The sequence below is a fragment of the Streptomyces sp. NPDC049597 genome (genome assembly GCF_040675505.1).
Classification (GTDB): Bacteria; Actinomycetota; Actinomycetes; order Streptomycetales; family Streptomycetaceae; genus Streptomyces.
Genome location: NZ_JBFAOY010000022.1, coordinates 1 through 13,588, shown reverse-complemented (window position 1 = coordinate 13,588; position 13,588 = coordinate 1). Strand labels below are relative to the sequence as shown.

The following is a 13,588-nucleotide window of genomic DNA, read 5'->3' as shown; positions in this document are numbered from 1 at the left end:
TCATCCGATGCCTGCCTGGAGCTCGCTCAGCCCTGCATGGCCGGCTACCGCAGGCGCGGCGAGAGCGGCGCGGGGGACTGGTGCACCGTCGTTTGCTCCTGCGAGGCAGCGGGCGCGCTTCTTGCAGGCGGGGGCGCAGCCTGATCCTCGCGCCCCCGCATGAGTTTGTCGGCAGCGGCGCGGATCTCGGCCTCCCGCCCTGCGTACGGATGCGGCTCCTCAGCTGCTGCGTCCGGGCGCAGCTTGCCGAGCTCGTTGTACCGGGCCCGGTACTCGGCGCAGGCCTCCTGCCAGCGCGTGGGCGCGATCGCCGCCTCCCACGGGATGGTGAAATCGGCTCGGTGCGTCACCCACGGCCGCTGCGCCTCCCGCCACGACATCGCTGCCAGCCGCACCGGCACCCCGGGCGAATTGTAGAACCTGACCCAGGTTGCTTCGACATGGTGCTCCGGCATCTCTCCGGACAGCGGCAGCACATGAAAGGCGAGATGGGTCCCCGGCGTGGCCGAGGGGCCCTCCAACAGGTCGTCGTGGGCGAGGTCGTCGAAAGTCGCGCGCTCGGTGCTGTTCCAGGCGGCGTCCGCCGGTAGATTCCCGTGGCCCAGGTGCTCCAGCAGCTTCTGGGCCCGCTGGCCGGCGTCGCGGCCGCTGTCGTGCACCAGACGGTGCAGCCCGGGCGGCAGGGCCACCTGCAGCCCGCCGTACAGGTCGTCCACGGCCGGGTCAGGGCCCTGCACGCGAGCCGCACGATAGGAGGCCGCGAAAGTCTGGGCCTCCGCCTCCAGATCCTCGTCGTAGCGGTACTCCGCCTCGCGATGCCCGTCCAGGCCGCAAAACCGGTTCGTGTAGACGTTCTGGGCCTTGTCGGCCGCCACTTGCACGGCATCGAAATACGTGGCCCACTCCGACGGCGGCCGGTTATGGATGTTGCGTTCCGGCGCGGGCTCGCTGTACCGGTCCCACCACCGGGCTCCCTCCCCGGTGCGGCCCCCGTGGTCGATCCACGCGGTGGGATGCGCCGCGTACAGTGCGTCCATCATGACCGACGCCAGGTTCCGGCGCTGGAACTGAGGATTCACCAGCAGCATCAGAACCGACAGGGCGCGCCCGTCAGGGTGGAGCAGAAAATCCAGGTGCCCCGCTGGCGCGCCGCCGACCAGCGCCATCAGGCGCCGAGCCGACCACGCTCCGCCGACCTCGGTCTTCCAGTCGGTCAGCCACAGCGACACCCCTTCGCCCGATAGCCGTGCCTGCGCTCCCGCCATGACCGCCGCCTACTCGCGAGGCGAGGGCAGAGGCACAGCCGCCACCACGCGGCTGCTCGCCTGCCGGACCCCGGGAAGACTCCCGAGAGCTGCGCGGACGCTCTCCTCCACCTGCCGCCTGCGGGCCGCGGCGCCACCCTCGACCTCCAGGACGGACTGCACCGTGACCGCCACCGTGCCCGCTCCCGCCAGGTCCTGAACTCCGGCGTGAGTGACCACACGCGCCACACCAGTGACATCGCCGCGCGCATCGGGCTCCGACCGGGCGTCGAAGATCACCTCGCTGACTCCGCTCAGCGCCCCCATCAGCCGGTCGACCGCCTCAGCCGGCCCGACCAACTGCACCTGCGTGAACATCGGATTCTGCGGATTCGGCACTGCTACTCCCTGGAAAACAGGCGCTGGCTCAAGGCGCCGGAGTGGACTGCGAAGGCCACCCCTGCGTACGCGACAGCGGGCCAGTGTCGCAGGCGGCACGCGGACTCAGCCATTCAGGTAGCTGCAGTACACGTAGCCCCACCGGCCCGTATCGGGGCCCGACGTCACCTTCCCCCACGCCCGGCTGCTGCCGTTGGGGTAGGCCAGGAGTAGTGGGTGAAACCGGTTCCCCTCGCCAGGATGCCGAGGGAGGTGTAGAACGTGCCGGGACCGGTCCGCAGGTGAACGGCGCTGATCGTCGTCGCCGTCCGCGGCTCGTTCCACTGGAACTGGCACTGCGACGGGATGGACACCGCGGAGGCGGCGGGCGCGACGGCGAGAGATGCTCCCCCCATCGCGAGAACCACGGAACTGACGACGGCTACGACGCGCGACCTGAAGCGCATGAGGACCCCCTTGCACTCAACAACAGTGCAAGGAACCTGCGGGCCCGCGAACGCCCACAGCAGGCACAGCGGCCCGACGTCCCACCGCCTGACACCGCAGTCTGCGACGTCGTTCCAGCGCGCGGAACGTGCAAAGCCGAGGGCGGCCCCCGCGCAACGTGCGAACAAACGCGGAGGCCGCCAGCCGCCCGTCCTGTCGAAAGCGGCCTTCCCACCACGGTACGAGCGCTGAATCAACGCCGCGCGCCAACCATCAGACAGCGTGTCGACTCGGACATGACGGCTCTCCGTCCCGTCCCGTCCTTCAAGACCCTGCCTGCGGCAAGAGCTACGCCGGCATCAAACGGTCAGCCGGCGGGGCTTGCCGGTGACCTCCTGGAGGAGCCGGGACTTGAGCCTGTTGCGCTCCGCCGACGTCAGCCGAACAGGATCCAGAACGCCGGGAGAGGCCTCGTACGGGCACAGCGCCTCACGGATGCGGGCATACGCCTGCGGGTGGCGGGCGGACAGGAGCCGGTCGGCGTGCTCAACGGCCTCTCGCCGCGCGACCTTCTCGGGAGCGGCGGCCGCGCGCTCCGTGATGGCTTCCATGAGGCGGCGTACGATCCGATCGCATTCGTGCTGCCGCTGCTGGACGGCGCAGTAGAACCGCCGACTATTGATCACCCGCATGGCCCTGTCGTGCCCCAGCAGGCGCAGATCCTCCGCGAGTGTGCCCAGCGCCGTGTGGGAGGACGCACGCGCCGGCTCGAGCGTCATCTCCACCAGCTCCTCCAGCGCACTGCTCCAGCGGCGCAGGACGAGAGGATGCCGCAGAAGGACGTTGCGCTCGTTCTGTTCCCGGGCATCTTTGGCCACCACACCGCGGAAAGACTGCGGCCCGCGCTCCAGCAGAGCTGCCACCGGCGGCGTCATCGTCACGGTCACATCGCCCTCATGGCACGCACGCTCGATCGATTCGAAGACATCCCGCGCGGCGGGCCGCTCCCAATCCTCCGCAAGACCCCGCTCGGCACAGACCTGGGCCACCAGCCCCGCATAGTCCTCGGGGAAGGCCTTCGACAGCCACGTCAGCGCCGTGCGCTGCGCACTGAGCAGCTTCTGCCGATCGTCCGATCGCTCGTACTGCTGGCGGCGGAAGTCCGCGGCGAGACGACGCGACTCATGCAGACACGCCCGCACCCGCCGCAATTGCCCCTCCACACCCTCCCTGCGGTCGTCGCCGACCAGCGCCATGCGCTCGGCAGAGACCTGCAGTTCCCCCTCAGCCCACAGCAGAGCGTCCGTCCAGTCCTGATGCCATTCCAGGCTGCGCAGCAGCCGCCTCACCGGATGCGACAGGCGGCGTGTGGCATCCGCAATCGCGACAGTGACGAGATTGCGGAAGTCCCGCTCGAACAAAGGCACCAGCTCTTCCGCCGACAGCTGGTGTACCTCCCGCAGCCGGACACGATCTTCCACGACGACCCCCGCCCCTGAGCGATGACACGGTGCAACTACCCACCGTAATACCGGAAATGCTCTCGAGTAGCCGCCTCCGACGGGAGACTGGTCCGGTGTGTCCTCGAACCCGGAATGCGCCGCAACGGCGGCGACCCGGCAGCACCACCTACGACACCGCTGACGGTGAGGACCACGACCATCACCGCGCCCGCTGAACTGCGAGCCCCGCACGGCGGAACCGGAAAGCCGGGTACCTCCGGTCACCGCGGGCCCACCGTCACGCTGCGAGGACAAGCAGACCGCTTGGCCGCAGCAGAGCGCTGAGGCGAGCCGTGCGCACGAGGAACCTGCGCCGGCCCGAAGGCCGGGTGACCGACGAGCCAGTCATCGGCGCACACGCTTGCGGATGCCCCAGGCCATGACGAGAGCCAGCACAGCAACGACCGATGGCTACTGCTGTCCAGTCGCGAACGGCCTCCCCGGTTGAGGCAGGCCGCCGACCGCCGACGTGCTCGGGCGGATCACTCGGGCCAGCTGACGAACGGTGCGATCGGCCTCGCTGCGCACCTGCGCCGGAATGTCGCCAAGCTCCGCAACGAGCCGGTCGTACATCGGCGCTTCATGCCACACGGTCAATCCGTCCTTCCCGAGAACCGGTTCCGCTCCCGTTCGGCCGGAAGCGGCTGCGGAGTGTATGCGGAACCGGCGAGGAGTGATGCCTGTCGCGGACGCCGCGGCGGGAACCTGCGCGACGTACCGCCTTGCCGGTGGAGCGAGTGCCGAGAGAAGGGAACCGTCCAGCCCCGGCGTGGAGGGCGCGAGTTCCGCACCTCTCGGACGACGCAAGCCGGATCCGCCCTTCACTGCGGTCCGCGCTCACACATGCACATATCCTCCCCATCGACGGACGGTCGCCAGGGCCTACGGCGGCTGCGGACCGGAACGGAGCCGTCGGACAGGTCGCTGACCTTCGGCCTCTCCGCTGTGTGGGCAGGCTGAGTGGCCGTCACCACGCGCGGCAGCCGCTCGATCATCCCAACCCTTGAACCGCCAAGGCAACTTGACGTACCGAGCCCTGGAACGAGACAGCAACGGCTGCTGCTTCCTGCGAACAACTGGGAGATCGTCGTGGCTCGCAGCGACCATGGTGCGGATCGGCCCTGGTTCCAGGCGTCTGCATCCCTCAGATGCCTCTCGGACATGAGAACAGGAGCATCTGGTGACTCACCCTGCAGCTCTGGAGAAAATGCTCGCCGTACGAGCGGCCCTCCACGCCGCTCCCCACCCGCGGCCGCGATTCGATTTGCGGCACCTGGACGACGTGCTCCGCGCCTACGCCGCCGAACGGGGCCATTCCCGAGAGCTGTGGGACCGGAGCTTCGCCGACTGGGAAGGCCGGCACCGGACCCTGCTGCCCTTGCTGCTGGACCTGCTGGCCAGCGTGCGGCACCGCCAGGACCACGTGCCCCGAGACGGCGACATCCTCCTGAAGGGACCAGCACTGGGCTTGCTGCACGCGCGGTTCCCGCAGGCGGTTCCCGACCCTGTTCGACTGCTACAGGCGGTCGAGGAGCAGTACCAGCAAGAGAATGCCCTCTGGGCGCATCATCAGGCCGACCGCCCCCTCTACTCGGTCGGACGGGTGGACGGCAGTAACGGCAGACGTGACCTCGTCTACGACCACGCTGCCGAGGCAATGCAGGACTTCCTGCACGCCGACCGCCCTGGCCACCGCATGCGGCTACACCTCTATCCGGACGGCAGGCCGGCCCAATTGATGCCGGTGCACAACCTGCTCGCCCAGGCCCACAGCGCCATGTCCAGTGACCTTCTGCTCGCTTACCAGGCACTTTGGCTGCGTTCTCGCCTCACACAGGACGCCCCCGGGCTCTTCACGGCGGATGCTGACGACGACCCGGCCCGTCAGCGGTGGAGCATGGCCGCAGCGGACTGGTACCTGACGTTCGGCAGCCCCCTCACCCAGACCATCATCGACACGGCAGTGGAGCACGACGAGTACCAGCGCGCAGGCATGACCGCACCAGTCCTGTCCAGGAGCCGTCCGGCGCGAGCCGACGAGCTGCCCGCCGTCGGACCTTTCGCCGGGCCCGCCCCGATGGACGCACTCCAGCTCACTGAGTACTGGGCGGCGCGCACACGTCAGGCTCTGAACTCCGCGGCCGCCGCCGACACCCGGGACACCACCGAACTCGCCGACGCTTACCGCCTGCTGCAGCCGCTGGCACAATCCACCCCGCTGAACGAGGCCCGGCAGGCCACAGAAGCGCTTTTGAACGAGCTGACCCTACGAAGTCAGGATGCCAACCGGCTGTGGGCATTGAAGGCACCTCTCACGGACGACCTCGCGCTCGGCGAGGCGGAAGCGACGGCCAATCCCCACACCGCGCCTGTGAAACTCGATCCGGACCGTGAGCGGATGATCCGCGCCGCAGAAGCCGAAGCCCGTGCCCTCACCGCCGCCCAGTACCACCCATCGAACCCCGCCTCCCCAGACGCCGAAGCACACGACATCGCCCTCGCCCCGCCGCCGGATCTGAACGCACTGCGCCACGACCCCTACGGCGCGGCCTGGCGCCAAACCCATCCCCGAGCCGCACGGGCATACACCACCAGCGCACTGGAAGCGGCACGCCCCGACACCCACCCGGCCCGGGCCGAAGCCGCGGCGACCCTTCACCAGCTGCGCACCGCACGCCGTCAGGCCCTGCACGTCATGCTGGGGCGCCTCCACGCACACCGTCCCGACCTCCCACCCGACCCCCCGGCCGCCCGGCACGTGACCACCAGGGGTGAGGAACTGCAGCGGTCGGCGGACCGGGCGGCAGTCCTGGCCGCCTTCCCCACGACCCACGACGCGCACCTCTGCCTCCACGGCATGATCATCAGTCTGGACGAGCAACTCTGGGCAACCCAGGAGAACCTGCAACGCGCGAGCAACCCGGACAGCAGCGACGCCCGGCTCGCCTCTGCCGCACAGCACGAACGGGCAGCTGAAATTCGGGCACTTATCGAGGTAGCCCGTCAGCTCGAACAGCTCGCCCCAGCATCGACCCCGACCTCCACCTACGATCGGATCTACGCCGAAGCTGCCCTCATTCGCTCCCCGGCCCAGCCTGAATCGCATGCCACCCGCCAGCAGACGGAACCGACCCCGCTTCACACTCACCGCCGTCAGGGCCCGCAGCACTGACCCATCACACACGCTGACGGGGGTCATGCCACCCGAGGGGAGACTGTGCAGATGGTCGCTCGGGCCGGGCCGCTACCAGCCCGCCTCAGTTTGGGCCTTGGCGTACAAGCAGGCGGCGATCTCATGACTGCCCTGGAGGGACCACCAGAACAGGCCCAGCAGTGAATCGTCGGACGAAGCGCTGGCGGCCATCCCGAAGCGGAATTTCCGCTCCGCCGTCCTGCTACTCGCTCACTCGCCGGTGACAGCCGGACCTCCGGGGGCGGAACCGCATAGCAGTGTGCCCGGCGGCGGCATCGGCTTCGAGGACGGGGCGTCGCCGGGCCCTTACAGGGTGACACGCCGGACCGACATCGCCGCAGCCAGGCTCGCATCGATACGAGAGAGGCACAGCGTCCAAGTCTCCCCACGAACGGCCACGGCACCGGACGCAACACCAGACGACCAGCTCCCCAGGCCACGAGAGGGCGGGCCGGTCAGCTCGACGCCGAATACGCACTGACCCCGTCCCTTCCCACACCTGAAACACCGCCGAGCCCCCCGTGCCGAGACCCGCTGATTCGTGCGGTGATTCGCCGGGTGCCCTCGGTGCGCGACTCATGTGTCACGGCTCTGAGGCCGGAACGGCGGCGCTGCGACTGGTTGCGGCCTGAAGGGCCTACCGGTTCCAGTCAGTCCAGCCGAGATCAGCGGGCGCTGTGCTACCTGCGTGCCCGCAGTCAGTCCCCCGGTGCACCCGCGACCATTTCCGCCCCAGCGCTCCCACACCACGGGACCACCTCCCGTCCAGGCCGCCGCCGGCCCGCAGCACCCGGCAGCCTGGACCGACCGGCCACCCGGGCGGCACACCGCCAACGGGACGAGGGAGAGATTGCGCGTGCCCGACACCGACCGCCTGTACGCCCTGTCCAGTCAATGCCCACGGGGGCAGTCTCTCGGTCACCGGCCCATCGTAGAACCCGCTCCAGGCTTGACCGCCAACCCCGCGGCTTCGGTACCAGGACAAAGATCGGCTCGGTGAGCGGCCTCGTCGTCCTTGCTCTGTCGCTACGCCCTTCGTGGTGACCCGCCCGCCGACGGACCACTGGTGCGCCTGCCTGGTTACCGGCGAGGCTGGGATTCACTTGCTCCATGGGGCGCTTCCTGTTCACCGGCTGCCTGGCGGTGAACGCCACCCGTCTCGCCGCAGCCATCACCATGGGGGCTCCTTCACCGATGACCGCTGCCCCGTCGCGCCTCGGTGCAGGTTTGCCGCCGCCCCGGTCCAACAGCGCAGGCGGTTGGACCCTGGACGACGGAACAGCACCTGTGCCAGGCCGCCGCGGTGCAACCATGGCGCCGTCGTGGAGGCCCGGGACGGAGGAGCAACCACACGGGTCCTGCGAACCTGGTCCGTACTCTGGCTCCGCGAGACCTGGTGGACCGTCAAGGTGCCACAGCCGACGCCGGATTGCTGGACATGCACGCCAAGATGTCCGGCCGCGGTGGGCGGTACTTCGCGCACGACCGCTGCTCACCGCACTGCACCGCCAGGGGGAAACGGAGCAGCACCGCAGTCTGAAGCGGGCCCTGGCCACAGCCGTGCGTGCTGCCGGTTACGATGCGGCTTTGGAGGCCACCGCCCACCACCAAAAGTGGCGTGCCGATGTGCTTGAACCAGGCCCGATGGCCGGCGCACCGCCCTGGAAGCACAGTTATCCAATAACACGGGAGGGGCCATGGAAACCCGAACCGATCTCTGCAAAGTCTGTGGGGGCACTGTCGCCCAGAGCGTCAGCGATGGATGCACGGCGTACACCTGCATGCACCCCTGCGCAGTGTGCGGTCACATCGGAGACGTTCACCGTGACTGGTACAAGCCGGGCCACTGTCGCCGCTGCCACGAAGGGCCGGAGCTGCGGCACGACTTCGTCCCAGCTGTTTCCTCTCTGGCGACCTGATGGGCTCTTATCCGGTTCCGCGCCAGGCGGCGGAGCTGTCGACCGACCGGCACGACCCTCGCGACGACTGGCCCAAGGAGGCGCGCGCCCTCGCAGACCACCTCGCAGGCATCTACGGAGACCACTACTCGATCCCCATCACGGCCGGAGGATCTTCGCCTCCTTCGACGATGTTCTGGAGCGCACCCGCCGCTATCAGGACAGCTTGCTGGCTTGTGCCGGCGTCGTCCGCGGCGTGAGGTGAGGCACAGGGTTGTCGACTGCCTGCCCCGAGCCCAGACGTGATGACGCCCAGAGTCTCTGCCGCCGCCGACCGCCTCGTCGCTCATGCGCCGAAGCTGTGTGTGGGGGGACTGAGCTGCTCCCGGTTCGGCCGACGCGAGCAACGACCAGTGGCGAGTCGTCGTTGCTGCCATTAGATCGGAGAGGCGGAAGGATCCGCAGATCAACGATCCGTCACGTTCTCGCCGCTGGACAATCCGTCATCTTGATCGCAAGGCGGCCGACCTGTCGCCGGCTCGGTTCGATGCTGGGCCGGGCGTACCACGTTGCTGGCCGAGCGCGCCAACTCGGAGGGCGGAGAGCTGCCATGTCCTCCTGAGTGACCCCAACAGGGAATTCGTAGCGAGGAACACTCGTGCGCACTGACGGCATCACGTCACAGCAAGTCGGTGAGATTCGGCCCAAGGCCGTCGACGATGTCCGGTGCCTTGATCGCGTACTCTTCAGCAGCCCCGAAATAGGTCGCCTCACCAGGCTCAGTCGCCACGCCCAGCAGGGCGTCCAGACCCCGCAGTGCAGCCGCGAGACGCGGAGCGTTGCGGGCAAAAACGGCGTGATGGGGCTTGCCCTGGAAGTCGCTGATCCCCCAACCACGGCAGGATCACCCCGACCAGCAGTTCCCGGGACACCGCTCAGCGGCCTGACTGCATCCGGCAACTGCGCCGCCTACGGACATGCCGAGATCGCATAGGTGGAGCGTGCGGTCCACCGAAATCCGAACCGCCAAGTCTCCTGCCAAGGGTGTGGTTCGAGCACAGGACCAGTAGCCAATCTAAAATATCCGCATGTCGGGACTTATTGGTCGATTCAGGTCTTTCTTGGTTGCCCGGCGCCCAGTCGGTTCCGCTCGCAGTTCGGGAAAGGGCCTGCGCTCGGTGCTGAGTGTCCGCAGTGTCGTCGGCCAGATGTTCGTGCTGCAGGTAGCAGTCGTGGTGCTGCTTGCCATCGGTGCAGTCATCATGCTTGTGCTGGCAGCCCAGCGGGAGAGCACCCGAGAGGCCAGCAACCGTTCATTCGCTGTCTCGCAGGGCTTTGTCAGTTCCCCGGGGCTTGTGGAGGCCATGAAGTCCCCGGATGCCACCGCCATCCTGCAGCCGAGGGTCGAGGAGGCCACCAAAGGCTCCGGTGTGGATTTCGTGGTTGTTCTCAACCGGGGCGGAAACGTCCAAGCCACCACCGGGGTGCTGCCCATCGGCGGGCACACCAATACGGACATGGCCCCCTTGCTGGCCGGGCGGAGCGTGAGGGAGGAGGTTGTAGGCATCATCGGCCCTCAGACCCGGGCCTATATCCCCGTCAAGGAAGCCGATGGCTCAGTGATCGGCGCAGTCGGCGCCGGGATCACGCTTGAGCATGTCAGCGACAGGGTCGAAGAGCAGCTGCCGCCCGTGCTGGCCGCTACCGCCGGCGCGGTGGCCGTCACCATGGGGGGAACCATGCTGCTCAGCCGTCGGCTGCTGCGCCAGACCCACGGCCTTGGCCCCGCCGAGATCACGCGGATGTACGAGCACCATGACGCGGTGCTGCACTCCGTGAAGGAAGGGATCCTCATCGTCGATGAGGACAGCCGGCTGCTGCTCGCCAATGATGAAGCCCAGCGGCTGCTCGATCTCCCCTCGGAGGCGGAGAGCCGGCATGTCGGCGAGCTCGACCTCCCGCCCCGCACTGCCGAGCTCCTGGCCTCAGGCAGTGAAGCCACTGACGAGGTGCACCGGGCGGGGGGCCGACTGCTGGTGGTCAACCAACGACCCACCGACCGATACGGAGGCCCCCCAGGCAGTGTCGTGACGCTCCGGGACTCAACAGAGCTGCAGGCACTGTCCGGGAAAGTGAAAGCTGCGCGGCAACGCCTCAAAGTCCTCTACGACGCCAGCGTGCGCATCGGCACCACCCTCGAGGTGACCCGGACCGCTGAGGAGCTGACCGAGGCGGCGGTACCGCACTTCGCCGACTTCGTCACCGTCGATCTGGCGGAGCCGGTACTGCGCGGCGAGGAGCCAGCCGGTACGGAGCACCAGCTGCGCCGCGTCGCCACCACCGGCGTCCGGGAGGACCATCCGCTCTATCCCACGGGCGAACTGATCACCTTCGTCTCCTCAACCCCGCAGGTCAGAGGCCTGTCCATCGGGCGGGCCGTTCTCGAGGCAGACCTGCGCACCGCAACTGGATGGCGAGCACAGGACCCCGGACGCGCACAGCGGATCATCGACTCCGGGCTCCACTCTCTGATCACCGTCCCGCTGGCCGCCCGGGGGATCGTCCTGGGGGTGGCCAGCTTCTGGCGCTCGGAAACACCCGAGCCCTTCGAAGGAGACGATCTGGCCCTCGCCGAGGAGGTGGCCGCCCGCGCCGCGGTGTGCATCGACAACGCCCGCCGCTACACCCGCGAGCACACCATGGCCGTCACCCTGCAGCGCAGCCTGCTGCCACGCGGCCTGCCCGAGCAGTCCGCACTGGAGGTGGCCCACCGCTACCTGCCCGCCCACGCCGGGGTCGGTGGCGACTGGTTCGACATCATCCCCCTGCCCGGCGCGCGCGTCGCCCTCGTCGTCGGCGACGTCGTCGGCCACGGACTGCACGCCGCCGCCACCATGGGCCGCCTGCGCACCGCCGTGCACAACTTCTCCGCGCTGGACCTGCCCCCGGACGAACTCCTCGGACACCTCGACGAGCTGGTCGACCGAATCGACCAGGACCAAACAACCGAGGAAAACAGCCACGACGTGGCCGGCGCCACCTGCCTGTACGCGATCTACGACCCGGTCAACGGGCACTGCACCCTGGCCCGCGCCGGACACCCCCCGCCCGCCGTCGTGCTCCCCGACGGCACGGTGGATTTCCCCGACGTGCCCGTCAGCCCTCCCCTGGGCGTGGGCAGCGGCCTCCCGTTCGAGACCGCCGAACTCCACCTGCCCGAAGGCTCCCGCATCATCCTCTACACCGATGGCCTCATCGAGAACCGCCACCACGACCTCGACACCGGCCTCGGCCTACTGCGCACCGCCCTGACCGGCCGACCGCACCTCACCCCAGAGGAAACCTGCCAGGACATTCTCGACGGCACGCTCCCCGAACGCCCCAGCGACGACATCGCACTGCTGGTGGCCCGCACCCGTCTGCTGGACCCCGCGCACGTGGCCCAGTGGGACGTCCCGTCCGACCCCGCAGCCGTCGCCCCCATCCGTATCCAGTGCGCCCGCCAGCTGGAGGCCTGGGGACTTGAGGAGATCGCCTTCAGCACCGAGCTGATCCTCAGCGAACTCATCACCAACGCCATCCGCTACGGCACCCAGCCCATCACGGTCCGGATGCTGCACGACCTCACACTGATCTGCGAGATCTCCGACGGCTCCAGCACCTCCCCACACCTGCGCCGGGCCGCCACCACCGACGAGGGCGGACGCGGCCTGTTCCTCGTCGCCCAGTACGCCGAACGCTGGGGCACCCGCTACACCGCCCGCGGCAAAATCATCTGGACCGAACAAGCACTCCACAACGGAGCCACAGAACCAGACACCGACCTCGACGCCCTCCTTGAGCAGTGGGATGAATGACCGTACGTCTGGCTCCACTGGAAGCACATCCGTACTCAGTACGCCCGCCAGCTGCAGGTCCTGAAGAGTTGAGGGGACTTGGCCTTGCTGCGGACGCGCGGCACGATCTCGACCTTCCTGGCGCTCTACACCGCCGGTCCGCGAGCGCGAGCGCGAGCCGCACCCGTCCAGGACATTGCCACGGCAGTCCGCGACGGCGCGCTGCCGGCCGGCGAGGAGCACAGCCTTCCGCTGGTCCGCTTTCCGCTCGACCGTACCGCCGACGCCCACCGGGCGGCGGAGAGCGGCACCGTCGGCAAGCACGTCACGTCGTGACTCAGTTTCCGGGCAGCTGGGCCAGGACGGCGGCCATGCATCCAGTCACTGCGCGACGCGGTCACCTGAGAACGAGAAGAAGCGAAGACGGCGGAAAGCTGTGAGGGGCCCCGGCCGCCCTGGGGTGTGGGCAGCCGGGGCCGGAACCGCTCGGGCAACGGCGCTTGAACCGAGCGGAGTTCACGATTGCGGACAGCTCGGGAAGGGCTTGCGCGTAGACACGATGCGGCCGCCGAGGTCCTCGAAAGGACTGAAAAGAATCACCACCGCGACGTCGAATCCCGGTACACCCCCGGGCGAGTTGCACGTCGACGACGTTGTACGTGTTCCAAGTCTCCCCATCCTCGACTCTGCTCGAGGGGGAGGTGCCCCACCTGTTTGGCGCCCTCGCTCACCAGCAACCCGGCGGCCAACGCGAAGTCGGCACCCGGCGTGCATGAGAATCGCCGGGGCCCGCTGCCCAGCGGATCTCCATCGCTTCCTCCGCGACCAGTTCGGACAACTGCTCATCGCACTGTCCCGGATGCGCAGCACGCGCCGTCGCTTGGTGACCCGTCCAATGGTCTGGTTTCCCTCAGCACTCGATGATGTTGACGGCGAGGCCACCGCGGGCGGTCTCCTTGTACTTCACCTTCATGTCGGCACCGGTGTCCTTCATGGTCTTGATGACCTTGTCCAGGGACACCTTGTGGGTCCCGTCGCCGCGCATGGCCATGCGCGCGGCGGTGACGGCCTTGACCGCCGCCATGCCGTT

The 13,588-nt window shown here is 68.6% G+C and carries 8 protein-coding genes; 3 read left to right on the top strand and 5 right to left on the bottom strand.

Going from position 1 to position 13,588, the window contains the following annotated elements; translation table 11 throughout:
* Window positions 1-44: 44 nt before the first annotated feature.
* From AB0K02_RS23385 to AB0K02_RS23370, 4 genes are all read right to left on the bottom strand, one after another.
* On the bottom strand, window positions 45-1,265 hold the full coding sequence (locus AB0K02_RS23385; protein ID WP_365994449.1) for a hypothetical protein: 1,221 nt from the start codon (window positions 1,263-1,265) through the stop codon (window positions 45-47).
* A 9-nt stretch (window positions 1,266-1,274) separates the two neighbouring features.
* The gene (locus tag AB0K02_RS23380) at window positions 1,275-1,643 is read right to left on the bottom strand and encodes a hypothetical protein (protein WP_365994448.1); all 369 of its coding nucleotides are present in this window, start codon (window positions 1,641-1,643) and stop codon (window positions 1,275-1,277) included.
* Window positions 1,644-1,807: 164 nt separating this feature from the next.
* The gene (locus AB0K02_RS23375) at window positions 1,808-2,089 is read right to left on the bottom strand and encodes an SH3 domain-containing protein (RefSeq protein WP_365994447.1); all 282 of its coding nucleotides are present in this window, start codon (window positions 2,087-2,089) and stop codon (window positions 1,808-1,810) included.
* A 339-nt stretch (window positions 2,090-2,428) separates the two neighbouring features.
* On the bottom strand, window positions 2,429-3,550 hold the full coding sequence (locus AB0K02_RS23370) for a hypothetical protein (RefSeq protein ID WP_365994446.1): 1,122 nt from the start codon (window positions 3,548-3,550) through the stop codon (window positions 2,429-2,431).
* A gap of 1,201 nt (window positions 3,551-4,751) precedes the next feature.
* Here AB0K02_RS23370 and AB0K02_RS23365 point away from each other — a divergent pair.
* The 3 genes from AB0K02_RS23365 to AB0K02_RS23355 all read left to right on the top strand — a co-directional run bounded on the left by AB0K02_RS23365 (window position 4,752) and on the right by AB0K02_RS23355 (window position 12,834).
* Window positions 4,752-6,743 (top strand): hypothetical protein, encoded by a 1,992-nt coding sequence (locus AB0K02_RS23365; RefSeq protein WP_365994445.1) that lies wholly within the window; start codon window positions 4,752-4,754, stop codon window positions 6,741-6,743.
* Window positions 6,744-9,870: 3,127 nt separating this feature from the next.
* Window positions 9,871-12,519 carry a SpoIIE family protein phosphatase gene (locus AB0K02_RS23360; RefSeq protein ID WP_365994558.1) on the top strand — a complete coding sequence of 883 codons (2,649 nt, stop codon included), beginning with the start codon at window positions 9,871-9,873 and terminating at the stop codon, window positions 12,517-12,519.
* An 84-nt stretch (window positions 12,520-12,603) separates the two neighbouring features.
* The gene (locus tag AB0K02_RS23355; RefSeq protein WP_365994444.1) at window positions 12,604-12,834 is read left to right on the top strand and encodes a hypothetical protein; all 231 of its coding nucleotides are present in this window, start codon (window positions 12,604-12,606) and stop codon (window positions 12,832-12,834) included.
* 574 nt (window positions 12,835-13,408) lie between these two features.
* On the opposite strand, the gene AB0K02_RS23350 is transcribed toward AB0K02_RS23355, so the two are convergent.
* Window positions 13,409-13,588, bottom strand: a 180-nt coding sequence (locus AB0K02_RS23350) for an L-serine ammonia-lyase, iron-sulfur-dependent, subunit alpha (RefSeq protein WP_365994443.1), incomplete at its 5' end; no start/stop codon positions are given.

Coding starts and splice junctions, on each gene's coding strand:
- AB0K02_RS23385 (WP_365994449.1), bottom strand. CDS start 1,265: ATGGCGGGAGCGCAGGCACGGCTATCGGGCGAAGGGGTGTCGCTGTGG.
- AB0K02_RS23375 (WP_365994447.1), bottom strand. CDS start 2,089: ATGCGCTTCAGGTCGCGCGTCGTAGCCGTCGTCAGTTCCGTGGTTCTC.
- AB0K02_RS23360 (WP_365994558.1), top strand. CDS start 9,871: ATGTTCGTGCTGCAGGTAGCAGTCGTGGTGCTGCTTGCCATCGGTGCA.